The sequence below is a fragment of the Polymorphobacter sp. genome (assembly GCF_048007885.1).
Lineage (GTDB): Bacteria > Pseudomonadota > Alphaproteobacteria > Sphingomonadales > Sphingomonadaceae > Sandarakinorhabdus.
Window position 1 is genome coordinate 1,219,269 of sequence record NZ_CP180346.1, and the last position, 25,730, is coordinate 1,244,998.

Here is a 25,730-nt window from a genome sequence, read left to right on the forward strand (position 1 = left end):
TCGGCCATCGACGCGCCTTGCCAATTTGTCCGGTATCCGGAGGCCGAAAGCCGGGTTAGGATAAACAAAAGAGAATTGGGGATGGCCGTATGGCGCTTGTGTCTGACGTCTGGGACTTCATCATTGTAGGCGCCGGGTCGGCCGGGTGCGTACTGGCCAACCGGCTGACGGCTGACGGCATCACGCGGGTGCTGCTGCTCGAAGCGGGCGGGCGCGACAACAGCATGCTCATCCACATGCCCGCCGGCATCTCGAAGATCATCCCCCCCGAAACCGACAGCGAGTTTGATTGGGGCTATTGGACTGTTCCACAGACAGAGATGGGCGGGCGCCCTATGTATTGGCCGCGCGGCCGGGTTCTGGGGGGGTCGTCGTCGATCAACGGCATGGTCTATATTCGCGGCCACGCCAGTGACTATGATCGTTGGGCGCAACTCGGCCTGACCGGCTGGGGCTGGTCCGACGTGCTGCCCTATTTTCGCCGTGCCGAGGACAGCGAGCGCGGGGCCGATGAGTTCCATGGCAGCGGCGGCCCGTTGCACACGTCGCGCAAGGGCGCCATGCCCCATGAGCTCAACAAGGCCTTTCTCGCCGCCTGCGAACAGGCTGGCTACCCGCGCACCGACGACTTCAACGGCCCGCATTTCGAAGGCGCGGGCTTTTATGATGCGACGATCAAGGACGGCGCCCGCTATTCGGCGGCCAAGGCCTATCTGAGCGACGAGGTGCAGAAGCGCCCCAACCTTGCCGTAATGACAGGGGTTCAGGTCGAGCGGGTGCTCTTCGAGGGGCGGCGCGCTGCGGGCGTCGCCTACAGGCGGGGCGGACGCAGCGAGACGCTACGGGCGCGTGAGGTGATCCTCAGCGGCGGGGCGGTCAACTCGCCGCAACTGTTGATGCTGTCGGGCATCGGCCCGGCAGCACATCTGCGCGCGATGGGCATCCCGGTCGTGTGCGATAGCAGCGATGTCGGCGGCAATCTTCAGGACCATCTCGACATGATCCTGCAATGGACTTGCAAGGAACCGATCACGCTTAATGCAAATGCGAAATTCCTCAACAAGATGAAGGCGCTTGGGCAATGGGTTTTTGCCCGAACCGGCAATGGCGCACATATGCCGACGCCGACCGGCGCCTTCCTGCCCAGCCGCGAGGGGCTGGCTGCACCCGACCTGCAGATCCACTTCATGCCGGTCAAGGGCTCGCCGCATGGCCGCGGCGAAATGGGTAGCGACCATGGCTATCAGATGCACATCTGCCAGTTGCGGCCGGAGAGCCGAGGCACCATCCGTCTCGCATCACCCGATCCACTGGCGCCGCCGGCTATTGACCCGCGCTATCTGAGCGCCCCCGAAGATGTGGAGACGCTGCGCCGGGGCATTGAAATGGCCCGCGGCATCGGCCGACAGCCGGCCTTTGACCGCTACCGGCTGGAGGAAGTCTGGCCAGGACCTGAGGTAAACGACCCCGAAAGCCTCGTCGAGGCCATGCGCGCATGGGGCGAAACCATCTACCATCCGGTGGGCACGTGCCGGATGGGTGTGGACGACGCAGCGGTTGTTGATGGCCAGTGCCGGGTCAACGGGGTCGAGGGGCTTCGCGTGGTTGATGCGTCGGTGATGCCCTATCTGGTCTCGGGCAACACCAATGCGCCAACGATCATGATCGCAGAAAAAGCGAGTGACATGATTTTCGAGCGCATCAAGCTGGAGCGCAAGCTGGGACTGGCCGCATGAGCGCCGTGCCCTTCAATGTGCCAGTGATGGCCGAGGAAGCGGCGTGGATCGAGCGCCGGGTGCGCGAGTTCCGCTTTTTCGAGGAGCCTGAGGACGCCGGCTGGGCGCACGGCGCCAACCGGGACTATATGGAGCGGCTTCGCGCCTATTGGCTCGAAGAGTTTGACTGGCCGGCAGCGGTCAACCGGCTCAATCGCCATCCCCATGTTCGGGTGGATGTCGGAGACGGATTCCACCTGCACGCGGTCCATCGCCGTTCGACGCGGGCTGATGCCCAGCCGCTTCTGATCGCCCATGGCTGGCCCGGCTCAATCCTCGAGTTTGACGCGATCATCGACCGGCTGGCCGAGCCGGAAGACCCCGCAATGCCGGCCTTTCACGTCGTGGCGCCCTCGCTGCCGGGCTATGCGTGGTCCGACAAGCCGAAGTCGCCAATCGGGCCGCGTGCCGTGGCCGGGCTCTATGACCGGCTGATGCCGGCTCTGGGCTATGATCAATATGTCTATCAGGGCGGAGACTGGGGCTGTGTGATCGGCGGCTGGATCGGCCTCGACAGCGCCCGCGCCAGGGCGCTGCATCTCAACGGCTATGGGCTGCGTTCAGCCGATCTCCATCCCGAGACGCCCGAAGACATCGCATGGCTGCAGAAAGCCATGGCTGTGCGCGAGCGCGAGACGGCCTATCTGCAACTGCAGGGCACAAAGCCCCAGAGCCTCGGCTTTGCGATGATGGATTCGCCGATGGGCGTCGCGGCATGGTTTGCCGAAAAGTTTGTCGGCTGGTCCGATGTGAGCGGCGGCGTGGTCGACCCGCCCTACGGCTTCGACTGGATGCTCAGCAACATCATGATCTATCTGACCACCCGGAGCTTCCTGTCGGCGAGCTGGATCTATCGTGGCATGTTCCTTGAGGGCGGCTTTTCCATGCCCGAGGGCCGCCGCGTCGAACTGCCCGTGGGCGTCGCCGCCTTTCCCTATGATCTGCTGGCCTTCCCGCCGCGCAAGATGGTCGAGCGGGGCTACAATGTGGTGCGCTACACGGCGATGCCACGCGGCGGACATTTTGCCAGCCTCGAGGAGCCTGAGTTGTTCCTCGCCGATCTGCGCGCCTTTGTCGCCGGCCTCGCTGCATGACGCCCGAATGGCGCGTTTCGCCCGGCTTGAGTGACTATGCCCAGACGCTCGCCGAAATGGAAGCGCGCGCGGCCGCGATCCGGGACGGGCGCGCAGCCGAACTGATATGGCTCGTCGAGCATCCGCCACTTTACACCGCAGGCACAAGCGCGCAGCCTTCGGAGCTTCTGCTCCCTGACCGCTTCCCCATTTTTGAAGCGGGACGAGGCGGGCGCTATACCTATCACGGTCCAGGGCAGCGGGTCGTTTACGTGATGCTCGATCTGGCAGCCCGCGGCCGCGACGTTCGTCGCTTCGTCAGTGCGCTCGAGAGCTGGGTGATCAATGCCTTGCGCGATTTCGACGTAGAGGGAAGGATCATTTGCAGCAAGGTCGGTGTATGGGTTGATGACGCTCAGGCTCCGCAAGGTGCGGCAAAGATCGCCGCCATTGGCGTGCGCCTGCGCCGATGGGTCAGCTATCACGGGCTGGCAATCAACGTCGTGCCCGACCTGTCGCACTTTGGCGGCATCGTGCCCTGTGGCCTGCAGGAGCCGGTAACCAGCCTTGCCGCTCTGGGACGAAGCGCAGATCTGCAAGCTGTCGACGAGGCGCTGTTGCGTCATCTGCCAGCGGCCCTTGCGCGCGTGCCACCACGCCAGCAGGCGGCCTGAGCCGAAAAATTCCCATTTGTAGCGGCCAGCGGGTATGCTAATACCCCACTCAAGGCATAGGAATAAGAGTTTCAGTCCCATGCCCTTCGGTTCTGGCACGGCAATGTGCCGCGCCGAAAACCTTCAAGGAGAATGACATGGCTGACATCGTTTCCAAGCTGAAGACTGCCACCCTGATCGCCGGCGCCGCCGTGCTCGTCGCTGCTTGCGGTGAAAAGGCTGCCGAGACCAATGTCGAGGTGACCACCGAAGAAACCGCTCCCGCCGTCGAAGAAGCCATGCCCACCGACGAAGCGGCCATGGAAGCCGCCCCGGTCGAAGGCGCGACTGAAGAAGCCGCCACCGAAGAAGCCCCGGCTGCCGAAGGCGCCGAGACGACCGAGGAAGCTCCGGTCACCGAGTAATCTCGACACAGCGTTTGTTGCGTGTAGAAAGGGCTGCCAGAAGGCAGCCCTTTTTGGCCTGCCCTCAGAGGCTGCAACCTTGGGAGGAAGATCTGATGAGCCTGGACGCAATCACCGAGCAGATGAAGAGCCGGATCGGTGCCGGTGGCAATTTCAAGAAGTCCGTGAAGTTCGATTTCGGTGATCAGGGCCTGGTCCGGATCGACGACACCGTGTCGCCAGCCATTGTATCCAACGAGGATGGCCCGGTCGATTGCACCGTGAAAGTCGGTATGGACGACTTCATCGAGATCGCAAATGGCAAGCAGAACGCGCAAATGGCGTTCATGATGGGCAAGCTGAAGGTCGATGGCGACATGTCTGTTGCGCTGCAACTGGGCAGCATCCTCGGCTGACACCCTTCACAAGAAATTCAAGGCGCCGCTGGCACTCGCCGGCGGCGTTCCTGTTTCTGGTCCATTCTGAGCGTTGAACTGATCGCGCGTGCCGGAAGCGGCCATGGCTAGACAAAAGAAAAGAGGCCGCCCCTTTCGGAACGGCCTCCTTTCTTGCCAGACCTGCCGATCAGTTCGGACGGCAGGGCCCGGTCGGCATCGGTGCCGGAGCACCGCTGAAGGTGATCTCCACCCGGCGGTTCTGCGGTTCGCGCACACCGTCGGCCGTGTCAACCAGCGGCCGGCTTTCACCAAAGGCCTCGGTCACCATGGCAGCTTCGGGCACACCCTTGCCAGCCAGATACGCCTTCACAGCATCAGCACGACGCTGAGACAGCTGGACGTTGTAGGTGTCACGACCTGAGGTGTCAGCATGGCCGGCCAGCGCAACGCTGGTCTGGCCCGTCGCCGCAAACTGCTCGGCCGCACGGTCGAGAATGGCTGCGGCTTCAGCCGTGATCGCCGACTTATCCCAATCGAAGAACACGAGAAACGGTCCGGGTGTCACAGCAGCCGGCGGGCACGGCGGCAGCGGAGCCGGCGGCGGCGGCGGCGGCGGCGGGGGCGGCGGCGGCGGCGGCGCGGCCGGCTCTTCCGTGAAGAAGTTGTAGGCCAGCGTCACCAGAATGCTGTGGCTACGATAGTTGGTCTCGGTTTCAAGACCATTGGTGGTGAAGGTGTTGACGTCGGGCACATTGAAGTAGCGATACTTCAGGCCGAGGTCGACATTCTTGCTGATCGGCTTGTAAACGCCGGCCAGCGCCTGCCACGCAAAGCCGGTGTCGCTGTCGTTGATAAAGGCCTGACCGAACTTCGCCACCTGAAGCTGCGAGTGCTGCACGCGCGCGATACCAACGCCGCCACCGATGTAGGCGCCGAGGTTCATGTCCTTGCCGCCGAAATCGACCAGGCCGTTGGTCATGAACGAAAGCACGCGGGCGTTGCCATCCGCACCCGGATTGACGGCATTCACCGCCGACGACGGGTTGCCGGAAAACAGGCGAATGGGGGGAACCGGCTGCAGGAAGTTCACCTGATCAAGGTTGTTGTCCTTGTAGGCCACCTCGAACTCGGCGCGGAATGGGCCAAAGTCATAGCCGATGTTGCCACCGACATCATAGCCCACCTCATACTTCGTGCGGAACGCGTCCGTCGTCACCGCGGTGCCGGCCGCATTGCTGATGTCGAAAAGCTGATTCTGGAGCAGAATGGCACCGGCCTCTGCGCCGATGTACCAAGTCTTGTCCTTGGCGAGGGCCGGGCCCGCGAGGATGGTCGTGCCAAGCGCCACCCCGAAAATAAACTTCCGCATCATGTTCCCCTTTTCGTGCTTGGGTGTCTCTACCACTGTTTGCTCTAACCCAGCGCATAGAGGCAAGGCAAGTACGGAATGACGCACTTTGTTGCCGCCAAGACACAATGATAAAAGGAAATCAGCCACCTGTCATGCAACCAAGCCAAGCGACTGCAATATCGCAACTAGGGAGGCAAAACTCTGGCGCAGTTCCTCATCAACCATGGCGCCACCGACTGGCAGCGACATGCTGGCGGGCGCCACTGGCGCAAACTGGCTGACCGGCCATCCCGCGCTCCACTCACCCCGCCAAACCACCATCGTGCCCTCATCCTCGATCCAGGTCATCAACCCAAGCCTTGGCGATACAAACCGCCAGCCCCCGCCCTCGAATACGGCGATGGCGCCGCTCTGGCCTGTCCATTCGCCCGTTGCAGCTGCCCCCACAATCCAGCATTGGCCGAGCACAGGATCGCTCGGCGGAGCACTCAGCGCGCGAGACTTGACCGACGGATGCAGCAGCTTGTCGATCGTCAGCAGCGCCTCGTTATGGGTCACCTCCTTCTGCGCCTGCCCCGCTGCAAGCAGAGCCAGTTGATTGCGCGGCGTCATATTCATCGTTCTCACTCCTGATAATCTGGTCTGTCGGAACGTAAGACTGCAAGGATCAGCCCAGCATGATTGCTGCAGCCAACCGGTCGCCCGGACCAACAGATGCACTGATCTGCACCACCTCGATCTCGACCAGCGCACCGCCCCCGTCCGCCAAGCGGTCCGCTGCGGCATAGATATAGGTCGCGCCAGCCTGCTCGATCCGCCGACGCTCGGTGCCATCGACCCGCACGACAACCTCGTAAAGCTCGCGCTCCTCGCCCAGCGGCGCATCGGCAAAATCAAGCCAGGCAAAGCCCGCGCGGCTCCGGCGAACCCATGACGCCAGCACGTCATCACCCGCGCGCCGCAAGCGCAAATGGGCGGGCGACAGAGGCCGTAGCGACCGACCGGCCACCGTCAGCGGCGTTGTCAACGTCCCGTCATCACCAGCGCCCGCGGCACGAAGGGCATATCCGCGTCCCACGGCGTCAAGCGGCAGATCCAGCATCAAGGGTGACGCCGGTTGAACCATGACGAACGACTGCCCCGCGAGATGACCGCCAGCGGCGGCCTCGGTGCCATATCGGCCGCGCAGGAGCCTGCGGAGACGAAAACGCCCCGGCCCGGTTGGCTCAACATCAGCAAACTGCACAAGTTCGCCGCCCACCAGCGCCAGATTGGCCCCCTGCAACACCGCTCCCGGCGATGCCGGCTCGATCCACATCTCCTCGTTCAGAAGCTCGACGTCGATCACCGAATGATGATCCCAGCTTGCCGTCTGTCCCGCCGGCAGGTCCGCGCGAAGCTGGCCCATGATGCACGGAACATTGACCGCGCCCGCAAAAGCGAAGGACAAGCCCGCATCCTGGCTCAGCTCGATCGCCGCCCGCCGCCACTGCGGCCGCTCGCCGGCCGCAAAGACATGGACACGCGGCGCCGTCAGCGCCCCGCCGCCAAGGCTCGGCAGTTCTGTCACAACAAGCGTCGTCGGCCCCGGCGGCGCATCATCAAACAGCTGCGGCCTGCCAGCGTCTCCAGAAATCTCCTCGGCACTGGCCACACCGATCCGTTCCAGCGAGAGCGAAACGACAAAACCTTGAAAACGCTGCTCTCTCACCCGCCATACCGCCGCAAATCGCTCACCCGCACCAGTGTGCCTGGCGTCAGGGCGACAAAGCGCCAGGGCAAGCGCAACACCCGGGTCAGCCGCCCGGCGCGGCGCTGCACCAGCAATTCGGCCGCCAGCGCCTTGGCGCGGCCAGCCGCCATCGCCACCGGCAGGACCAACTGCTCGACACGCTGTCCCGCAGACCGGCGGACACGCTGCAATCCGGCGAGATAATCCCGGTCGGCCGCATAATGCCCGATCTCAAGGCTGTCCGCCTGCTCGCCGCCGGCCAGCGTCTGCCGGTCCGCTGGCGTCCGTTCGTCCAGCCCGTCTCCGCCCGAAACGGGCCGCGCCTGGCAATCAATCACGGCATCAAGCTCAAGGCCCGTGATGCCTGGCGCAAAAGCTGCGGGGTCCGCGACCCGCCGCAACGTCAGCGCACCGTCATCATCACTCACCGCTATCCCAAGCGCCTCGACAATCGGCGCAAGATTGGTGCCAAGCGACCCCGCCCGCGCCGCGACAAAGCCGGACAACTCCGGAAATCCACCCTCGGCGCCAAGCGCGATGCCCTTGTCTCCGGCCTGCGCCGCCAGCCCGGCGGCCGCCCCGGCAAAATCCAGCCCCGCAGCGCCGTCATCGGCAATCACCTCGAAGCTGAGATTGGGGATGCGATTGCCAAAATCGGCCAGCGGCAGATCCTCAAACACCGCATAGGCAAGCCCGCGATAAGCCGGCGCCAGCCCGTCGCCCTCAGCCGCAGCAATCAGCGGGTCGGGCAATTGCTGCTCGCTGCCGAGATGCAGCCGCATCTGCACAGGCAGGCTCCACACCCCGTCGCCGTCGCGGATCATCCGGCCATCGGCCCAGATGCGCCCTATGCCCGCAATATGGCGCGCCGTCAGGCCCACGGCAAAGGATGATGAATAGCTGTACTGGTTAGTCGCCGGACCGCCCTTGCCCCCGCCCGCGCTGTCAACCTGCTCGTCGATCCCGCTGCTCCAAATCACATTGCCGGCCACGCGCATCCGCCCAAAAACAAACGGAATCGCCTCGCCATAGGCCGAGCTCTGAACCATCGGGTTGGATAGCCGGCCGACATCGCGGCCGCCGCCGCCAAAAACGGCACGGTCAACGAACCCGCCCGCCAACGAGCCGACAATCCCGCCGATCGGCCCCCCGATCGCCCGCCCGACCGCGCCAAGAATAATCGTCGCCGTCGCTCAATCCACTCCCGGCAGGCGCCAATGCCCCACCTGTTGCCAATCGGCCGAGATCGGCCCCTCAACCACGCGGCCAAGGCCGGCATGGGCGTGCACCAGCCCGCTACCGGTCAGGATGCCGAGATGTCGCAAGCGTGGCCGCGGTGCGAGAACGAGCAGATCCCCCGGCTCGCCCCGGTCGACGGGCGTGCAGCCAATCGCCTGAAGCGTCGCCAGCATGCTCGCATCATGGTCCCCGCCCAGCCGATAGGGCGGCAAGGGCCAGTCCCGCGCCGCGCCGCCTGCCGCCCGGGCTGCTGCGAGCGCCACCCCCACACAGTCCAGCCCCAGCCCCGGCACCCGCCCCTGCGGTCGAAACGGCGTGCCCACACACGCCCGCGCCGCCGCAACCACAGCCGCCCGTCCCGCCAAATCACCCATCACGCTCAAAGTCCGGCAATGCGCGTCAGCAAGTCGCCGCCAGGCACATGCGGCTCGCCTCTGAAATTCTGGCCATTGCCAAAGCGGCCCACACAGGTGGCAAAGCGCTTGTCACAGCCCTGCTGCAAGCGCACGGGCGTGCCCGTTGCCAGATCCAGCGGCTCGTCAAGCAGCAGGCCATCGGCCGCTCGCGCCACCACCCGCCGCTCCAGCCCGGCCGACGGCCCCGCCATCACCCGAACAATGCCTTCAAGCATGGCCTCGCCGTCGCCCCACCCCTCAGGCAGCCGCAGCAGCGACCCATCGGCCCCAAGGCTCTCGACGATCAGCGTCCGACCCCGCAGGTCGACCTTGCAGCGCCGGTCGCCAAGCTCCGCCCGGCACTCGGGCGAATAGCTCTCCACCGCGACGTCCAGAAAGACGGCTTTCGGCCCGCGCAGCTCCGCCACAAAGCCGGCATCAGCGCCCGCACCCGCCTGCACCGTGCCCAGCCGCCCTTGCGCCAGTTCACGCCGGCCGGCATCGGGCGCCGCCCAATCGACCATGAACATGCTGAGCGAAGCCCCGTCATAGCGACCCGCCAGCAAGTCCGTCGCCGCAATCGAATCCGACGCCAGCGCGCCCGACACCTCGAGCGTGTCGATATCCAGCCCGTCGCCGCGCTCGATGGCGGAAGGCGTCATCCCCGGCGCACTCTCATAGCGCATTCCGTCGATCATCAAGGGCCGGTCATGGCTGGTGAAGCCAAGCGCCGCCCCATCGGCGCGCACCACCCGCCAGCACAGCGCCAACGACGTCAGCGGCGCCTCCAGCCGCGGTGAAAAATCGCTCATCGCCTCAATCCTCGCGAATTTCGACGAGCGGTACCGATGGCAGTTCGCCAGCCCGCCACCCGGCAATCGACACATCGATCTGGTCGGTCGCAAAACGCACCGGCACGTCAAACTCGAAGCCCGCGCTCACCAGCGCACCAGGCAGCGGCGCTGTCTCGAAATCGATCCAGCCCCCCGCGTCCAGGGCCCAGCCCGCAAACAGCTCGGCCCCATCCACGGCAACCCGAACTGTGCCCGCAATCGGCCGCGTCACCCGCCGCACCTGCTCATCCGCGCCCTCGCCGTAGCGCTTCACCAGCGCAAAGCGCGTCTGCCCGCCGTCGCCGGCCCCCAGCCGCTGGTCCGTCGCCGTCAACGGCACCCCAAAGGCCGAAGAGCGATTGTCGATCGGATCATTGAACCGAAAGCCATGCGCCTGTCCCCGCCGCGCGCGAAAAAACGCCAGCAGCGCGGCCAGATCCGCCTCCGATCTCACCCCCAGCCCCGCATCATAGGATTGGCGTGCATCGCTCCACTGGCTGTTGCGCTGCTCATGCCCCGATCCGGTCACCACCACCTGCGTCGAGAAAGTCGGCCCCCCCGCTGCGCCAAAGCCAAGGTCAAGCGGAAAGCGCACATCATGAAACACCTGCACATCATCCTCCAATTCCCCATCGCCAGCGGCAAACACGGTGAAGCCGTCACGCGCCACCTGAGGCCAGGCCCAGACAAAGGTCTCCGGCACCCCGCGCGCCATGGCGGCAAAGGCCGCCTCGGCGATCGGCAGCCAGTCCGCCCGCACATTCGCAAAGCCCGAAAAATAATGTTGCTTGGCAAGCGGATAGCCCAACCGCTCGGTCACCGCCGCGCGTCCGCGCCGCTGCCCGGCAAAGTCACCGAGCGTGACGAAATCATAGTCCTCGAGCTGCAACACATCGAAGGCCGGCGACGCCCAGGCCAGCGGCAGATTGGCCCGGATCAGCTCAGGTGCGGCCGCCTCCAGCACCTGCGGCGCATAAAACAACAGCAGCACCTGCGCGCCCGGAAACGCCAGCTTCACCGCATCACGCAAATCCAGCGTCGCCGTGCCCAGCAGCGCCCCGCACCAATCGAGAAAATCCCGCTCCGCAGCAATCGACACCGCGCGAATGTCCGCGATCGGCGGCGCCACCAGCCCGGTATCGGCCAGATACAATGCCACCGTCGCAGGGTCATAGAAGCAGGGCCGCTTGTCCGGCCCCACCCACCACCATGGCTCGCCGATCTGGAAATTGAGGCTCACGCCCGCATCCGCCGCCAGCCCGATGAAGGCCACCGCTACCGCCTGAAGCCAGCTCATCGCTTGCGGCACCGCCGGCGACAGCAATGACGACGGCGGCACCCAGCCCGTCAGCCCCCGTGCCCCGTCCACATCACGCTGCGGCCAAGCCGAAGGGCAATTCTCGTCAAAAAGCTCGAATGAGAGCGACAGGATCGGCGAAAACCCAAGGGCGCGCGCGCGCGCCAGAAAGTCCGCATGCCAGGCCAGCGCCGGCAAGCACACCGGCTCGCCGCCATGCGCCAGATACGCCCCCTCGCCCGCGTCCCAGCGCAGCCCCGGAAAATGGCTCATGCCCAGATAATGAACCAGCGCCCCCCGGTAACCGAGCGCGAACATCGCCTCCAGCATCCGCTCGGGCGACTGGTTGTAGCTGTCGTCATAGCCGCTGGCGATGCGCAGCCCGTGCGGCGGCAGAAAGGCGTCGCCGGCCGAAATCGTCGCGCCGGCCCCGTCACATCGAATCTCGCTCAGGATCAGCCGCGCATTCGCCGGCGCCGGCAGCGGCGCCTCCACCCCGTCATAGCCCGCCGCGACCAGCGAAATGAACATCCGGTCGATATCGCCGGCAAACACCGGATCCGCCTCGGCCGGCAGCAAAAAGCCCCCATCGAGCGCATCAAAGTCAAGCACCACCTCGGCGTCGCGCGGATCGCCCGATGCATAATTCCACAGCCGCACAAACCAGCTGCGCACCGCACCTGCTGCGTCACGCCCCTCGATCGTCAACACCGGGCCGTTGACCGCATCAAGCGGCAGCGCATCACCTTCGATCCGCACGCGAAACCGCAATGTCAGCCCGCGATAGTCCCGCGCCGTCTCCAGCGCCAGCAGCGGGTGCGACCAGCGATCCTCGGACTCCCAGATCAGCCCCGCCAGATCGTTCGACCGCAAGAACACCGCATCAACCGCTAGCCCATGATCGCCCAGGGTCGTTACTGACGCCATCATCGGGCGCGGAAAATCCACTGTCCAATAGCGCGGATCAAACCGGCTCACCCAGCGCCTGCGCCCCTGGTCCGCCTTTGCCGCCAGCCAGTGCCGCATCACAAATTGCTCCCGCCCGAAAGCGCCCGGCGCACCGCCCGCGCCACCTGCGTGCCCGTCTGCGCCATCACCGCCGCATTCGCTTCACGCGGCGCCGCCACATTCACCGTCACATTCACCGTCGCCGGCCGGCCACCGCTGCCTGCCGGCTCGATCCGCCCCGCCGCCTGCGGCACAAAGGTCTCCGGCCCGCGCTCGCCCACGCGGTAGGCCCGGCCCGCTGTCACCGGCCCGCCCGTCGCCCGTCCTGGTACGCCGCCAAACAGGCCGGCCACCGTGTTGCCCAACACGCCCAGCACGCCCCCCGACGCGCCCCCGAACAGCCCGGAAAGATCGGTCCGCAGCGCACTCGCGGCAATGTCGGCAAGCGAGCGCAGCGCCACCCGGCGCAGATCCTCAAAACCCACACGGCCATTCACAACCGCCCGCGCCAAAGACCGTTCGATCGACGTGCCTGCCCGCTCCACCCCCTGCGCCAGCGGCCCGTCCAGCTCGCGCCGCACATCGGCCACCCCGGCCATGAAGCCGCTCGTGTCGGCGCGCACCTGCACCACCAGCGCCTCCAGCGCCCCATCCTGCTCAATCATCGGGAAAAGCCTCCATCATCCGCGCCAGCAGCGCGCCATCGATCGGCGCCGCCTCACCGCCCACCGCCAGCCCAAGGCCGAGCGCATCGATCAGATCCTGCGGCGTCGCCGCCCAGAAGTCGTCGGGCCGCCAGCCCAGCTCCAGCACCGCCAGCCGCAAGGCCAGCCGCGCTGCAGCCCCAAAGGTCTGCGCCGTCATCGCCCGGCCAGAATTCTGCTCCAGCAGCCGCCGCAGCGCCGGCGTCGCCGCCGCCAGCCCGCCCGCCAGCAGCGCCTCGCCAAAGCCCTCGCGCGTCAGCCCCTCAGGCCGCTCGGCCAGGCAATGCCAGAAAAGCCCCGCCATCTCGCTCAGCGTCAGCCCGCCGCCCGCCGCCCGCTCGACCAGCGCAAACAGCGGTCCCAGCTCCGCCTCGGCCGCCACCAGCGCGCCAAAGCTCGGCCGCAGCACCAGCGTCTCGCCGCCCAGCACCAGCGCCGCCTCGCCGCGTGCGCCGTTCGCCGGCCTCACGCGGTCACCACCGGGCCAGAGCTCTCCAGCGCCAGCGTATAGGTCCGCTCGCCATTGAAATCGCCCGAATAATCAAGCCGCGTCAGCAAGAAACGCCCCGTCACCGTCTCGCCGCTCTCAAACGCCACCTGATAATCATCGATCACGCCTGAAAGCGCATTGGCCTTCATCCGCACCTCCGCCGCCGAGCCAGTAAACACCCCCGCCCCGCTCAACGAAACCGAGCGCACGCCGGCCCCCGACAGCAGCTCGCGCCACCCGCCCGAGCCCTGGTTGGTCACCACCACCGTCTCGGCATTGATCGTCATCTGCGTCGTGCGCAGACCGGCCACGGTGCTGAACACCACCGGGTTCGCCCCGTCGCCGATCTTCAGCAAGAATGCGCTGCCCTTTTCCATCGCCATCGCTCCGTCCTCCCGTTCAAGCCACCGCGCTGCTGCGCAGCCGAAATTCCACCAAACCCTGAATCCAGTCGTCGCCGTCGCCCAGCACCGTCGCGCGCACAAAGCGGCTTGAAACCAGCCGATGTCCGTCCAGCGTCCCGCCCAGATCAGCGAGTGCAGCCTCCACCGCCGCCATCAGCGGCCGCACCCGCGCGCCGCTCCGGCCCCGATCCCACACCCGCACCTGCACCCGGTGCTCATGCCCAGCCCCGCTCTTGGTGCTCCAGTCGCTCAATAGCTCTGGCCCGATCACCAGATAGGGCGGTTCCGCGTCCGCCGGCGGCCCGTCAAACACCCCATTCACCCCGTCCAGTCCCGAAAGTGCGGCCACCATCAGCCGCTGCATCGCCAGGCTCGCACCCATCTCAATAGCCCCCCATCATCAGCCAGGCCGCCAGCCACGCCAGCCGCGGGTCCGGCCCGCGCCGGCGGCTGCCAAACACCCGCGCCCGCAAACCCCGCGCCGCCAGCCGCACCCCGGCCTCGTCGGTCTCCGTCGCCACCGTGCCCTCAAATGCCGCGTCAATGTCATCAGCCAGCCGTTCCAGCCGGGCCCGCCGGGCGGCGTCTGCCCGCGCCGCCCCGGCGCGCGCCAGCGCCTGCATCCAAGCTTCGCTCACCATCACCCCGCACTCCGGCAGCGCGCCACCAGCCGGTCCGGCTGTTCGGGATCGCGCACCACGCCGAGCACCGTCAACCGCTCGCCGCGCCACCACAGCCTTGAGGTCACCCCCAGCCGCTGCGGCGCCCGCAGCGTCACCCGCAACCGTGCGACCGTCCGCTCGGCATCACCCATCACCGCGTCCCCGTTCACCGCCGCATCCAGCGCGACATGCGCCGGCACCACGCCGTCGACGACCCAGGCCCCGTCCGAAAGCCCGGCCGCATCGCGGCTCTCCTGCCAATGTTCAATGGTCACACGTTCGCTCAGCCGGCCCGCCAGCTCCATTCGTCCACCCATGTTCCGCTCCTGTCTGCCCGGCTCAGCCCAGGCTCAGCCGCCGCCACGGCCGCCACAGCGCCGCCACCGCCGCCGGCGGCGGCCCCGCGTCAGCGGCATCGCGGTGCGTGTAGAGATGCGCGGCCAGCCGCACGATCCCGTGGCGCAGCGGCTCGGGCACCTTGTTCCAGTCGTCCGCCAGTCCCGCCTCGAAGCGCACGCGCGGCAAAACCAGCCCCGCAGGCGCCGTCAGCCGCACCCAGCCCAGTCCGTCCACCGACACATCAGCTTCAAAGGCCTCCCCCGGCAGCGCCACCTCGCCGTCGATCACCGACACCACCGCCCGCACCGGCAGCGCCCGCAGCCGCTGCCAGTCGCCGCACACGGCCATCGGCTGCTCGGCTGCCCGGACCATCAGCCACTGGCCGACAAAGGCCTCGCACAGCCCCGTCGCCGTGCGCAGCAGCCCGGCCAGAACAGCGTCATCCTCGTCGCGCTCAAGGCGCAGATAGGCCTTGCATTCGGCCAGGCTGACAACCGGCCCGCCCTTGTCCAGCTCCATCACCGCCATCACCGCTCCTCCACCCGCACCAGCAGCGAACGCTCATCGCGCCCCCCGTCCGAAAAGGTCACCTGATTGGTTACCCGGTACACACAGCCCGCACGCCCGCCGGTCAGCGTCACCAGCGTCCGCCCGCCCTCGATCAGCGGGGTCTCGGCCATCAGCCCCCCCGCCTCCGCCGGCACCACCGCCCAGCTCGACGCGGCAATCGACTGGCCGGTCAGATAGTCCGCCGCCCAGTCCACGCCGTAGCCGAGCGCCGCCGCCGGATCCTTGGCATACATCGTCATCCGCCCCTCCTGCCCAAAACCGCGCCCGCAAAGACTCAGATCGGGTCGCCGATCTCGACATTCCACGACGCGATGTTGACAGTGCCGCCGCTTGGCAGCAGCTGCGCCGGGCAGGTGGTCACATAGAGCAGCCGCGCGTTCACATCATCGAGCAGCGCCACATGGTCCGCCGTTCCCGGCGTCAGCACATTCAGCCCCAGCTTGGCCGCCACCGCCACCTTGCGCCCCGAAATATCTCCGTCACCCACGCTGAAATCGGCCGGCGCCATCGCCGCCTCCACCAGCTTCCCGGCGTCAGCAGCGGCAAAGCTCGCCGGCTGCCCCACCAGCGCCACTATCCGCGTCGCCTGGCTCACTGCGGCAAGGCTCGCATCCAGCACAAAATCACTCGCAAATTTCGCCATCATCCGTCTCCCAAAAAATCCTGAAAAAGAGATTCAACCCAAACACGTTCAGCCCAGGGGCGCGAAAAACACCCGCTGCTCTGCCCCCACTCGCAACAGGCGCACCGCCGGCACGCCGGCCTCGGTCAAAACAGCCTCCAGCGAAGCCGCCTCGCCTGAAAGCAGCAGCCGCCCATTGGCCGCTGCCAGCGTCAGCCCGCCAAAACTCAAGAGCGGCGATGTCGCCAACATCACCGGGCCAGACGTCGCCGGAACCAGCGCCAGCCGCACGCCGACGGCCGCATCCGCCGCGCTCACCATCAGCCAGCCCTGCGCCGGCACCAGCCCCATCAGCACCGCCACCAGCGGATCCAGCCCGCCATAACCATGAAAGGCACTCGCCGGCGCCAGTGATACCGCGCCGCCAAAATCAGGGCTGCTGCTCAGCTGGTCATGCCGCGCATCTTCCGGCGCCAGCGCCACCTCGCCAGCCGGCCCAGGCAATTCAAATGCCCCGGCAGCACCCCCGAGCTGTCGCGTACTCCCGGCATGATCCACATCACTCTGCCCGCGCAACATGCGCCCGAGGAGCGGGCTTCCCGCCACCGGCGTGTAATCGCCCAGCGCCAGCCCCGTGCCGCTGTGCGAGGCATTGTCCACATAGCCCGCTTGGGTCGCAGGCGAGGCTTGCTCCGAGCGCAGGCCATGAAACCAATAGGGGAAGGAACTCGTGAATCCCGGCGACGTGGCGCTGTCATAATTTCCTTCGCGCCCCACCCCCATATAGTCCGACCAGCCCTCGACCAGGTGAGGCCGGTAGCCGGTCGGATTCGGAACCCCCGCAGCCGTTCGGATGGAAAGCGCCGCAGGGCTGTTGAAACTGTCCTGCTTGTTGGCGTTCCAGTCGAAGGCATTGTTCGCCACGCGGTTCGCGTAGGCGTAATTCGTCTTGGTGTTGGTGTCTTCAAGCGTCGCGTTGAACGGGTCATTATAGATGAAGTTGCACCGCTCACCGGCGAAGGTATTCGACTCGATGATATTGTAGCGGAACGTGCCATCCTGCCCCTCGCCTATGGCAAGGAAGGGGCCAGGGTTGCTGCCGACGCGCTCGAACACATTGCCGACAATGGCATAACGCTGGAACGCGTTGTTCGGCGTCCCCACGCCGCTGAGGCCATTCATGTTGTAAATGCGATTCCGGGTGCCGCGATAGTCGCCATAGGCAAGGATGTTGTCCTCATAGCCTTCCGGGAATGTCGCGTTGTTCCAGCTCCCCGCGACAACCGCATCAAATGTGCTGAACGGGTCACCAACCCACTTATTCTTGACCAGCGCGAGTCCGCGCGCCTCGTCGTTGTGCTCGACATTGCGAATCAAGCCAAAACGATGGTTGGTCCCATCCATGTTCAAGCCGGAGACCGTCCAGCGGCAATTCACGACCGAATACTGCCATCCGCGAGTCGATTGGCTCTGCGTCAGATTGGCCGCGCCGCCAGCGGGCCGAAGGGCAAGAGTCAGGTTCCTGAAATAGATGCCGCTGTTGGAGGCGTCAGCAAAGATTGCGGTGCCTCCAACCTCAATCTTGAGGTTCCTGACGAATACACGGAACGCCCGCTGAATGAACTGCGTGTCGCCGCGCAGGATGCAATTCTCGCGCGGGTTCGGGTCGTCCGGGTCGCCAATGATTTCAATCGGGAGTCCCCCGAAATTGCCCGCCGTCACGGTAATGGTGCCGGGAATTGTCACGCCAGCCGGAATCACAATGGTGGCCCCGCCAACCATGCGAGTCTGGATAGGATAGCCATTGGCGGCGGGAGTCGTCTTGTTGTTGAGATAGAGCGCCTGCATCGCCGTCCGCATGTCAAGCGGCTTGGTCGCCACCAGCCGCGCACCCGCGAGAGTCGTCGCCACCATCGCCGCGCTGGCTGTCGTGCTGCCGCTCACCGGGTCCGTCATGACCCACTGGTCGCGGTAGAATGTCCCATCGGGGTCGTTGGCCAGCACCAGCGGATTCTCAGTCCCCACGTTGAGCTGAGTTTCGCTGGTCCAGATGTCGGTCATCACGCGAGTCCCGGCCGGGTCCGTCGAACGCATTGCGCCAAGCCACGGATAAACTTCCGCGTCGGCGCGCAGCAGGCCGGGAATCAGGCCGCTGGCATCAATCTCGACCGTGTGACAGCGCAAGCCGTCCTCACCGTAAGGGCAGGTGCCGAGTCCCGTCGCCCAGGCCGTGATAGTGTCCACGCCGTCCGTCACCGTGAACTTGACGCCCGCCACCGGCAGGAACCCCACAGGATGATGGCCGAACACCAACAGCGAGAGGCGGAAGATGGGAGTCGTATCAAGCTGCCACGGCTGCACCACCCAGCGCATGACCGGCTTCGGCGCTTCGATGTTGGAGTTGTTCGTGACCACGACTCCGTTGGCTGCCGCCTCGCCCGTCCGCCAGCCCGCCAGCGCGGCCAAGGTCAGGCCGCTATCGGTCGCATAGACCGTCTCCGAAAGCGCGATGCGAATCTGCCGATTGCCGCCAAAGTCCGTCTCATCGATGATCGCCGTGTTCGGGTCGGTCGGGTCGACCGGCAGCCGCAGCGGCCTGGTCGCTACCAGCGTGCGCGCCAGGCTGCCAGCCACCGCCTCCCCGCCCGATTGCACAAAGCCCGCATGGCTCGCGCTCAGCGTCAGGCGCGGGCTCCCATCCGGGTCAAGCACATAGTCGGAGAACCCGCCCGTGCTGCCGCTCACAACGAGCCGCAGCACCCAGCCATTGCTCTCCACCTCGGCCGAAATAATCGCCATTCGCCTGCCTTCTCAAAATAAGGCCCCGCCGCAGCCTGGCTGCAGCGGGGCCAGTCAGCCCAATTCACCCCTCAGGTTTCTCGTCAGGACGCGCTGAACTGCATCAGCTTGATCGCCCGGCTGTCGATCACGGTCCCGCCCACGCGCCGCGTGGCATAGAAATGCACGAACGGCTTCTGGGTATAGGGGTCGCGCAGCACCACCGTCTCGGGGCGCTGGGCGATCAGATAGCCCGCACGGAAGTTGCCAAACGCCACCGACAGGCTGTCGGCTGCCACATCGGGCATGGCTTCGGCTTCCACCACCGGATAGCCGAGCAGCGTCGCCGGCTGCTCGGCGCTCAGCGCCGGCTGCCAGATGAAGGCGCCGCTGCCATCCTTCATCTTGCGGATGCGCGCCAGCGTGGCGCTGTTCATCACCCAGCTCGCGCCCTGCCGATAGGGAGCGGCCAGCGCCTGCACCAGGTCGATCAGCCGGTCCTGCGGGTTGCTCGCGGCAAAGCCGCCAACCGCGCCCGACGCCACATATTGCAGCGTGCCGAAGGGGCGCGATGCATCCCCGGCCACGCTCACCGGCGAAGCCAGAAAGCCGCGCGGCTTGTTCACCCCGTCACCCAGCACAAAGGCCATGCCCTCGGCGCGGGCAAACTCGCGGCCAATCTCCTCGCCCAGCCAGCGCTCGACATCAAACATCGCATCATCGAGCATCGCCTGGCTCGCGGCCGGATTGGCATAAAGCTCGCCCATCGGCGGCGCGATCTCGGCAAAGTCGGGCGTCTCCGTCTCGGGCCGCGGCGCCGTCTCGCTCACCCAGCCCGACACCACGCCCGAAGTGGTGATCAGCTTGCGGTAATTGGCCGAGCCAACATCAACCACCTGCGCAATGGCGCGGATCGGCGAGGCCGCATCCAGCACGCGCGCAATCACCTGGTCAATCTCTTCCGGCACCGCCACGCCGCCCTTCGGCCCATTGCCCACGGAAGCCGCCTTGATCTCGCCGCCAGCCTCGCCGCCCTTGCGCAGCCAATCTCCATCACGAGCCGATTTGGCACCAGCCAGCGCCGGCCGCTCCACCGCACGCGTGCTCATCAGCCCGGCCAGCCGGTCCACCTCGGCCCGCAAATCCGCAATGCCCTCGTCGCCGGCCGTGGTGGCCGGCTCAAACACCGCCTCAAGCGGTGCCGCCTTGGTCTCATAGTCCATTCATCGTCTCCTCTGCCACCATCGAAACCCCCAACACCCGAGCAAGTGGCTGCATCGGGAAGGTCACCAACGAAATCTCGATCAGTTCAAGCCGATCCAGCGCCCGCACGCCCCGCGCCCGGTCACGCCGCGCCGCCTTCACGCGGTAGCCGAACGACAGCCCGTCAATGGCGCCTGCGGTCAGCAGCCGCGCCACCTGCGCGCCGCGGCCGCTGTCCACCACCCGCGCCACCACCCGCAGCCCGCGCGCATCCTCCGCCAGGCTCTCGACAAACCCGATCGGTTCCTTCGCATCATGCTGCCAGAGCAGCGGCAGCCGCGCGCCCGCATCGGCAAAGGCCCCGCGCATCACCACATCGCCGCCGGAATCGGCCACGCCAAACACGCTGGCATAGCCAGCCAGTCGCACATCCCCCATGCTCTGATCCTTTGAAGTTCAGCCGCCCGCGGCCGGAAACAGCCCCAGCTTGAAACCCATGAACAGCAGCAGCGCCGCCGCCAGCGTCCGCACCACCCAGGAAATCACTGCATTCACCGCCGATTTCTTGGCATCGCGCCAGCCCTGCATCAGCTGGCGCAGCTGCACCATGTCCGATCCCGCATTGGCATCGCGCAGCCCCACCATCTCCAGCGCCCGCTGCGCCCCCAGCTCGCTCGCCTCCTCCACCAGCGCCCGCAGCGTCACCATGCGCGCGCCCTCGGCCTCGGCCTGCGCCACCAGCCCGGCCAGCATCCCGGCCCCAGCTGCCGGCCCGCTCATGCGCCGCTCTCCAGCCCCAGCGCCGCCCGCTTCTCCGCATCGGTCAAAAAGGTCGCCGCCGACACCTGCGCCCAAAGCCGCTCACGGTCCTCCGAAAGGGCCGGCACCGCGTCCCGGTCCACGCGCAACGCCAGATCCGGCCACCAATGCCGCAAATGCGCCGACAGCGCATCCAGAAGCCGCGTCGTCAGCGGCAGCAGCGTGAGGCGCCACAGCGCCACATTGGCCTCCTTGTAATTGGCATAGGTCGCATCGCCCGGCAGCCCCAGCAGCAGCGGCGGCACCCCGAATGCCAGGGCAATCTCGCGCGCCGCCGTGTCCCGCGCCCGGGCAAAATCCATCTCCGCCGGCGTCATCGACAGCGCCTGCCACTGCAGCCCGCCCTCCAGCAGCATCGGTCGCCCGGCATTGGCCGCCCCCGCAAAGCCCGCCTCCATCTCCGCCTTCAGCCGCTCATACTGCTCCGCGCTCAGGCTCGATCCATCACCCGGCTGGTACACCAGCGCGCCCGAAGGCCGCGCCGCATTGTCGAGCAGCGCCTGGTTCCAGCGCGCCGCCGCATTGTGCACCGCCACGGCGTCCGACGCCGCGCCCAGGCACCCCAGGCCATAATGATCATCGAGCGGGTGAAAGCTGCGAATGTGGAGCAGCCCCGCCTCCTCGCCCAAGGTCTCGGCCGCGTAGCGGGTCACATTGTCACCAGCGCGGTAAACATAGGTCACCGGCCAGCCTTGCGCGTCCACCTCCACGCTCACCCGCTCGGGCCGCAGCGCATAAAGCGCCGCCGGCAGCCCGTCCGCCCCGCACGCCACCTCGACATAGGCATTGCCGTGCAGCAGCAGCTGCGCCGCCAGCGTCTCCATCAGCCGCGGCCCCGAAGCCCCGCAACCGCAGGTCTCCAGCAGCCGCAGCGCCGGATGGCCGCCCGGCTCCGACACCAGCGGCGCGCCGCCCGCCCCCTCGCTCACCAGCCGCACCGCCCGCGCCGCCACCGGATTGCCCAGATAGGCCGCGCGGACCTGCGCCTCATAGCTGCGCGGCGCCCGTCCGCCGCCGGTCGAAATCGGAGTCGCCCAAAATGGCACGCCGCCCGGGCGCGTCTCCGCCGGGCGACTCTTCGTCCGCCAAAACGCCAAATTCATGCCCATCTCCTCAAATCCCCAATCAAAGGCCCCGTACCGACGGCACCCCCGCCCGCTCGCCCAGAAGCAGCGCCGTCACCGCCCAGACCAGCGCATCCGCCCGGTCCGGCGATCCGCCAGGTCCCACATAGCTGCCGTTCAGCATCAGCCCGCAAAGCTGGTCCTCAAGCGCAGCAAAGCCACCAACATGAAACACCCGCCCCGAACCATAAAGGCTCGCCACAGGCTCGGCCCGCGCCACCTTCCCGCGCGCCGCACGCACCGCCGTCACCGGCAGCCCCGCATCCACCGAGCGCAGAAGCGAAATCACCATATCGCCGCCATTATTGACCTCAGCGATAACCTGATCAGCCTCATGTCGGGCGACGGCCGAGACCACCGCCCGCGCCCAGACCTCCGGCCGCGCCCCTGCCACGCTCGCATCCTCCAAAACCCAGGCCCGCTGATGGCCATCCAGCCCCACCACCATGATGCCGCACACCGCCGCCTGCCCGCCCGCCGGCGGGTCCACGCCCACCACCACGCGCACGAGCGAAGGCGCTTGCCGCTGCCGCTGCCGCTCCAGCAACGCCCGGCTCCACAGCGCGCCCTCCAGCGTCTCGATCAGTTCGCCCTCAATCTCCTGCCGCCCCACCGCGGTTCCGCCGTAGCGCGCCTCCAGCGCCGCCACGAACGAGGCCGGCAGATTGGCCGCATTGTCGCGCATCCGCCCGCGCGTCACCACAACCCCCGGCTCGGCCAGCAGCGCCTTCAGCCAGGGCAGCGGCAGCGGCGTCGTCGTCAGCAGCAGCCGCGGCATCGCCCCCAGCCGCGTCGCCAGTCGCAAATTGGTCAGCGTCGCCTCGGCGCGCGGCCAATGCGCAAACTCGTCCCCCCAGCCATAATCAAATTGCGCCCCGCGCAGGCCGTCCGGCTCGGCGCCCGAAAACAGCCGCGCCGCCGAGCCATTGCCCCATTCCAGCCGGTGCAGGCTCGGCCGAAACACTAGCCCCGCCTCAGGCGCCGCCCGCGCGAGAATCCCCAATTCTCCCTCCACCATCACGGCGCGCGCCGTCTCCAGGCTCGGCGCCACAAGCGCAAATCGCCGCCCCGGCTCGCGCGCCAGCTCCAAAATCCACTCCGCCCCGGTCCGCGTCTTGCCAAAGCCGCGCCCGGCCAAGATCGCCCAGATCGTCCACGCGCCCGGCGGCGGCTGCTGGCTGGCCCTCAGCCCCCCAAGCCCGGCCAGCGCCGCCGCCACCAATGTCTCGTCATGGGCCGCCAAAATCCGCTCGCGCCCCGCCGCATCGGCCAATGCCCAGGCTTCGGCAAGCGAACGCTCGTCCGCTGCCCCGCGCGTCATTCCTGCGGCGCCACCAGAGCCCTGATCTCGCTGCGCACCCGCGCCAGCCGCGTCGCATCCAGCGTCACGCCGGCGGCCAGCGGAGCCACCTTGGGCCGCCGCTTCAGCATCTCCAGCGCCACCTTTGGGTCAATGTCCCCCGCCTCGCCCTCCAGCAGCGTCGCCAGCATCCGCATCTCGACCTGCTCCCAGGCCACGCCCAGCGCCTGCTGCCACTCATTGGCCAGCTGCGGCCAGCGCTCGCGCATCGCATAGGCCTCCGCCAGCGTCCGCCCGATCGCCGCCGCCGCCGCCGCCGGATTGCCCGTCTCGGCCAGCGTGTCGATAAAGCGCCGGCGGTCCTTCACCCGCCACTGCCAGTTGCGATAAGCCATGCGAACCCCCAGATTTGAACGCAAAATCAAGCCCAAACGAAAAGAGGCGCCCGGTCGTCCCGAGCGCTCCTGCCGTTGGCGGATTTCTGAAGCGTGCCAAATCTCTATCCTAAAGCGCCCCGCTTGTCAAGATAAAAGAACCCATTTGGCTATTTATATGTCTCCGCTTCCCACCAGGGATAGAAGTCGGGCATATGGCGGCTCACCTTGTCCGGATAATGCGGCGCGCGCTTCTCCAAAAACGACATCACCCCCTCCTTGGCGTCCGCCGTCCGCCCCCGCGCCCAGATCGCCCGGCTGTCCAGCCGGTGCGCGTCCCAGGGGCTCGCCGCCCCCAGCATCCGCCACATCATCTGCCGCGTCAGCGCCACCGATACCGGCGCCGTATTCTCGGCAATCTCCAGTGCCAGCCCCCGCGCCTCGGCCAGCAAGTCTTCCGCCTTGTGCACCGAGCGCACCAGCCCGCCCCTCAGCGCCTCGTCCGCGCCAAACACCCGCCCCGAATAACACCATTCAAGCGCTTGGCTGATGCCCACCAGCCGCGGCAGAAACCAGCTCGACCCCGCCTCGGGCACAATCCCGCGCCTGGCAAACACAAAGCCAAAGCGCGCCGCCTCGCTCGCCAGCCGCACATCCATCGCCAGCTGCATCGTCGCGCCAATGCCCACCGCCGCCCCGTTCACCGCCGCGATCACGGGCTTCAGCGACTCGAAGATCCGCAGCGTCACCCGCCCGCCGCCGTCACGCACCGCCTCATGGCCATAATCCACGCTGCCATCAGCCCGCACCGGCAAATCCCCTCCGCGCGGCGCATCGGCCCGGTTGTCATAATCAAAGGTCGCCGCCCCCGCGCTTAGGTCGGCTCCGGCGCAAAACGCCCGCCCCCGCCCGGTCACAATCACGGCGCGAACCGCATCGTCCGCATCGGTCATGTCAAAGGCGGCAATCAGCTCGGCCATCATCGTCGCCGTAAAGGCGTTCATCTTCGCCTCCCGGTCGAGCGTGATCGTCGCCACCGGCCCGTCCACATCAAGCGAAATCTCGGTAAAGCCCGCCATCACATCCGCTCCAATATCGTTACATTCGCCAGCCCGCCGCCCTCGCACATCGTCTGCAGGCCCCAGCGCTTGCCGCGCGCCTGCATGGCGTGCACCAGCGTCGTCATCAGCTTGGTGCCCGAGGCCCCCAGCGGATGCCCCAGGGCCATCGCCCCGCCGTTCACATTCAGCCGCGCCGGGTCCGCCTCCAGCGCCTTGGCCCAGGCACCGGGAATCGACGCAAAGGCCTCATTCACCTCATAAAGATCAATCTCATCCAGCCGCATGCCGGTGCGCGCCAACGCCCGCCGCGTTGCCCCGATCGGCGCCTCCAGCATGATCACCGGGTCCTCGCCCACCACCGTCATATGGTGGATGCGCGCCAGCGGCGTCACCCCCAGCGCCTTGAGCCCGCGTTCGTTGCAGATCATCACGCCCGATGCCCCATCACAGATCTGCGAGGCCGTCGCCGCCGTCAGCCGCCCGCCCTCCTAAATCAGCTTCACCGCCGAAATCGCCTCCAGGCTCGCATCAAAGCGAATCCCCTCGTCCACCTCGTGCATCCCGCCATCGGCATCGCGCACCGGCACGATCTCGGCCCTGAACGCTCCTGCCTGCGTAGCGGCTGCCGCCCGCTTCTGGCTCTCATAGCCCATCCGGTCGAGCGTCTCTTTCTCCAGCCCATATTTCGCCGCCACCATCTCGGCCCCGGCAAACTGGCTGAACACCACATCGGGGTAGCGCGCCCTGATCCCGTCCGCGCCAAAGGGCGATCCCATGCCCGCGTCATGCGCCAGCTTGCCCGGCGCGCCCATCGGCACCCGCGTCATGCTCTCCACGCCCGCGGCAATGACCACGTCCATCTGCCCGGACATCACGGTGGCGGCGGCAAAATGCACCGCCTGCTGCGAGCTGCCACACTGCCGGTCCACGCTCGTCCCCGGCACGGATTCCGGCAGGCCCGAGGCCAGCACGGCATTGCGCGCCACATTGGCCGATTGCTGGCCAAACTGGCTCACACAGCCCATGATCACATCTTCGATCAGGGCCGGGTCGGCGCCCGCCCGCGCCACCAGCGCATCCAGCACCTGTGCTGCCAGATCAGCCGGATGCCAGTCGCGCAGCTTGCCGCCGCGCCGCCCGCCGGCTGTCCGCGCTGCCGCCACGATATACGCCTCGCCCATC

General features: G+C 67.0%; 29 protein-coding genes and 2 pseudogenes. 5 read left to right on the forward strand and 26 right to left on the reverse strand.

Annotated features, from left to right (window positions below):
- Nucleotides 1-89 precede the first annotated feature (89 nt).
- The 5 genes from ACMVO5_RS05805 (at nucleotide 90) to ACMVO5_RS05825 (ending at nucleotide 4,321) form a co-directional block, all read left to right on the forward strand.
- Nucleotides 90-1,736 carry a GMC family oxidoreductase gene (locus ACMVO5_RS05805; protein ID WP_416909115.1) on the forward strand — a complete coding sequence of 549 codons (1,647 nt, stop codon included), beginning with the start codon at nucleotides 90-92 and terminating at the stop codon, nucleotides 1,734-1,736.
- On the forward strand, nucleotides 1,733-2,869 hold the full coding sequence (locus ACMVO5_RS05810) for an epoxide hydrolase family protein (RefSeq protein ID WP_416909116.1): 1,137 nt from the start codon (nucleotides 1,733-1,735) through the stop codon (nucleotides 2,867-2,869). The genes ACMVO5_RS05805 and ACMVO5_RS05810 overlap by 4 nt, the downstream gene beginning before the upstream one ends.
- Nucleotides 2,866-3,522: a lipoyl(octanoyl) transferase LipB gene (gene lipB / locus ACMVO5_RS05815; protein ID WP_416909117.1), complete on the forward strand. Its 657-nt coding sequence runs from the start codon at nucleotides 2,866-2,868 to the stop codon at nucleotides 3,520-3,522. The genes ACMVO5_RS05810 and lipB overlap by 4 nt, the downstream gene beginning before the upstream one ends.
- Before the next feature lie 137 nt (nucleotides 3,523-3,659).
- Nucleotides 3,660-3,926: a hypothetical protein gene (locus ACMVO5_RS05820; protein ID WP_416909118.1), complete on the forward strand. Its 267-nt coding sequence runs from the start codon at nucleotides 3,660-3,662 to the stop codon at nucleotides 3,924-3,926.
- Between the two features lie 95 nt (nucleotides 3,927-4,021).
- A complete protein-coding gene (locus ACMVO5_RS05825; RefSeq protein ID WP_416909119.1) occupies nucleotides 4,022-4,321 on the forward strand; it encodes an SCP2 sterol-binding domain-containing protein in 300 nt (99 codons plus the stop codon).
- Between the two features lie 169 nt (nucleotides 4,322-4,490).
- On the opposite strand, the gene ACMVO5_RS05830 is transcribed toward ACMVO5_RS05825, so the two are convergent.
- From ACMVO5_RS05830 to ACMVO5_RS05955, 26 genes and pseudogenes are all read right to left on the reverse strand, one after another.
- On the reverse strand, nucleotides 4,491-5,672 hold the full coding sequence (locus ACMVO5_RS05830) for an OmpA family protein (RefSeq protein WP_416909313.1): 1,182 nt from the start codon (nucleotides 5,670-5,672) through the stop codon (nucleotides 4,491-4,493).
- 132 nt (nucleotides 5,673-5,804) lie between these two features.
- Nucleotides 5,805-6,272: a DUF2793 domain-containing protein gene (locus ACMVO5_RS05835; protein WP_416909120.1), complete on the reverse strand. Its 468-nt coding sequence runs from the start codon at nucleotides 6,270-6,272 to the stop codon at nucleotides 5,805-5,807.
- A 49-nt stretch (nucleotides 6,273-6,321) separates the two neighbouring features.
- The gene (locus ACMVO5_RS05840; protein ID WP_416909121.1) at nucleotides 6,322-7,308 is read right to left on the reverse strand and encodes a hypothetical protein; all 987 of its coding nucleotides are present in this window, start codon (nucleotides 7,306-7,308) and stop codon (nucleotides 6,322-6,324) included.
- A 53-nt stretch (nucleotides 7,309-7,361) separates the two neighbouring features.
- The gene (locus ACMVO5_RS05845; protein ID WP_416909122.1) at nucleotides 7,362-8,435 is read right to left on the reverse strand and encodes a phage tail protein; all 1,074 of its coding nucleotides are present in this window, start codon (nucleotides 8,433-8,435) and stop codon (nucleotides 7,362-7,364) included.
- 144 nt (nucleotides 8,436-8,579) lie between these two features.
- Complete coding sequence (locus ACMVO5_RS05850) at nucleotides 8,580-8,999, reverse strand: peptidoglycan endopeptidase (protein ID WP_416909314.1); 420 nt, start codon at nucleotides 8,997-8,999, stop codon at nucleotides 8,580-8,582.
- A 5-nt stretch (nucleotides 9,000-9,004) separates the two neighbouring features.
- Nucleotides 9,005-9,832 carry a DUF2163 domain-containing protein gene (locus tag ACMVO5_RS05855; protein ID WP_416909123.1) on the reverse strand — a complete coding sequence of 276 codons (828 nt, stop codon included), beginning with the start codon at nucleotides 9,830-9,832 and terminating at the stop codon, nucleotides 9,005-9,007.
- Between the two features lie 4 nt (nucleotides 9,833-9,836).
- Nucleotides 9,837-12,176, reverse strand: a complete 2,340-nt coding sequence (locus tag ACMVO5_RS05860) for a TIGR02217 family protein (protein WP_416909315.1) — start codon at nucleotides 12,174-12,176, stop codon at nucleotides 9,837-9,839.
- Nucleotides 12,176-12,763: a tail tape measure protein gene (locus ACMVO5_RS05865; protein WP_416909124.1), complete on the reverse strand. Its 588-nt coding sequence runs from the start codon at nucleotides 12,761-12,763 to the stop codon at nucleotides 12,176-12,178. The genes ACMVO5_RS05860 and ACMVO5_RS05865 overlap by 1 nt, the downstream gene beginning before the upstream one ends.
- Nucleotides 12,756-12,962: a phage tail assembly chaperone gene (locus tag ACMVO5_RS05870; protein ID WP_416909125.1), complete on the reverse strand. Its 207-nt coding sequence runs from the start codon at nucleotides 12,960-12,962 to the stop codon at nucleotides 12,756-12,758. The genes ACMVO5_RS05865 and ACMVO5_RS05870 overlap by 8 nt, the downstream gene beginning before the upstream one ends.
- Nucleotides 12,959-13,271: pseudogene (locus ACMVO5_RS05875) on the reverse strand (gene transfer agent family protein). The gene ACMVO5_RS05870 and the pseudogene ACMVO5_RS05875 overlap by 4 nt, the downstream one beginning before the upstream one ends.
- Nucleotides 13,268-13,675: a phage major tail protein, TP901-1 family gene (locus ACMVO5_RS05880; protein ID WP_416909126.1), complete on the reverse strand. Its 408-nt coding sequence runs from the start codon at nucleotides 13,673-13,675 to the stop codon at nucleotides 13,268-13,270. The pseudogene ACMVO5_RS05875 and the gene ACMVO5_RS05880 overlap by 4 nt, the downstream one beginning before the upstream one ends.
- Nucleotides 13,676-13,691: 16 nt before the next feature.
- Nucleotides 13,692-14,078 carry a DUF3168 domain-containing protein gene (locus ACMVO5_RS05885; protein ID WP_416909127.1) on the reverse strand — a complete coding sequence of 129 codons (387 nt, stop codon included), beginning with the start codon at nucleotides 14,076-14,078 and terminating at the stop codon, nucleotides 13,692-13,694.
- Between the two features lies 1 nt (nucleotide 14,079).
- Nucleotides 14,080-14,337: a hypothetical protein gene (locus ACMVO5_RS05890; RefSeq protein WP_416909128.1), complete on the reverse strand. Its 258-nt coding sequence runs from the start codon at nucleotides 14,335-14,337 to the stop codon at nucleotides 14,080-14,082.
- The gene (locus ACMVO5_RS05895; protein ID WP_416909129.1) at nucleotides 14,337-14,675 is read right to left on the reverse strand and encodes a head-tail adaptor protein; all 339 of its coding nucleotides are present in this window, start codon (nucleotides 14,673-14,675) and stop codon (nucleotides 14,337-14,339) included. Before ACMVO5_RS05895 ends, ACMVO5_RS05890 begins: the two co-directional genes overlap by 1 nt.
- A gap of 22 nt (nucleotides 14,676-14,697) precedes the next feature.
- Nucleotides 14,698-15,225: a head-tail connector protein gene (locus ACMVO5_RS05900; RefSeq protein ID WP_416909130.1), complete on the reverse strand. Its 528-nt coding sequence runs from the start codon at nucleotides 15,223-15,225 to the stop codon at nucleotides 14,698-14,700.
- On the reverse strand, nucleotides 15,225-15,506 hold the full coding sequence (locus ACMVO5_RS05905; protein WP_416909131.1) for a hypothetical protein: 282 nt from the start codon (nucleotides 15,504-15,506) through the stop codon (nucleotides 15,225-15,227). Before ACMVO5_RS05905 ends, ACMVO5_RS05900 begins: the two co-directional genes overlap by 1 nt.
- A gap of 35 nt (nucleotides 15,507-15,541) precedes the next feature.
- Nucleotides 15,542-15,910: a hypothetical protein gene (locus ACMVO5_RS05910; protein WP_416909132.1), complete on the reverse strand. Its 369-nt coding sequence runs from the start codon at nucleotides 15,908-15,910 to the stop codon at nucleotides 15,542-15,544.
- Between the two features lie 48 nt (nucleotides 15,911-15,958).
- Nucleotides 15,959-18,523: a hypothetical protein gene (locus tag ACMVO5_RS05915; RefSeq protein ID WP_416909133.1), complete on the reverse strand. Its 2,565-nt coding sequence runs from the start codon at nucleotides 18,521-18,523 to the stop codon at nucleotides 15,959-15,961.
- Between the two features lie 248 nt (nucleotides 18,524-18,771).
- Nucleotides 18,772-19,890, reverse strand: a complete 1,119-nt coding sequence (locus ACMVO5_RS05920) for a phage major capsid protein (protein ID WP_416909134.1) — start codon at nucleotides 19,888-19,890, stop codon at nucleotides 18,772-18,774.
- Nucleotides 19,880-20,308, reverse strand: a complete 429-nt coding sequence (locus tag ACMVO5_RS05925; protein WP_416909135.1) for an HK97 family phage prohead protease — start codon at nucleotides 20,306-20,308, stop codon at nucleotides 19,880-19,882. The genes ACMVO5_RS05920 and ACMVO5_RS05925 overlap by 11 nt, the downstream gene beginning before the upstream one ends.
- Before the next feature lie 18 nt (nucleotides 20,309-20,326).
- The gene (locus tag ACMVO5_RS05930) at nucleotides 20,327-20,650 is read right to left on the reverse strand and encodes a DUF6127 family protein (RefSeq protein ID WP_416909136.1); all 324 of its coding nucleotides are present in this window, start codon (nucleotides 20,648-20,650) and stop codon (nucleotides 20,327-20,329) included.
- Nucleotides 20,647-21,792 carry a phage portal protein gene (locus tag ACMVO5_RS05935; RefSeq protein ID WP_416909137.1) on the reverse strand — a complete coding sequence of 382 codons (1,146 nt, stop codon included), beginning with the start codon at nucleotides 21,790-21,792 and terminating at the stop codon, nucleotides 20,647-20,649. The genes ACMVO5_RS05930 and ACMVO5_RS05935 overlap by 4 nt, the downstream gene beginning before the upstream one ends.
- A gap of 22 nt (nucleotides 21,793-21,814) precedes the next feature.
- Complete coding sequence (locus tag ACMVO5_RS05940) at nucleotides 21,815-23,134, reverse strand: DNA-packaging protein (RefSeq protein ID WP_416909138.1); 1,320 nt, start codon at nucleotides 23,132-23,134, stop codon at nucleotides 21,815-21,817.
- The gene (locus tag ACMVO5_RS05945) at nucleotides 23,131-23,508 is read right to left on the reverse strand and encodes a hypothetical protein (protein WP_416909139.1); all 378 of its coding nucleotides are present in this window, start codon (nucleotides 23,506-23,508) and stop codon (nucleotides 23,131-23,133) included. The genes ACMVO5_RS05940 and ACMVO5_RS05945 overlap by 4 nt, the downstream gene beginning before the upstream one ends.
- A 149-nt stretch (nucleotides 23,509-23,657) precedes the next feature.
- Nucleotides 23,658-24,566: a crotonase/enoyl-CoA hydratase family protein gene (locus tag ACMVO5_RS05950; protein ID WP_416909140.1), complete on the reverse strand. Its 909-nt coding sequence runs from the start codon at nucleotides 24,564-24,566 to the stop codon at nucleotides 23,658-23,660.
- Nucleotides 24,566-25,729, reverse strand: a pseudogene (locus ACMVO5_RS05955) (acetyl-CoA C-acetyltransferase). The gene ACMVO5_RS05950 and the pseudogene ACMVO5_RS05955 overlap by 1 nt, the downstream one beginning before the upstream one ends.
- Between the last annotated feature and the right edge of the window lies 1 nt (nucleotide 25,730).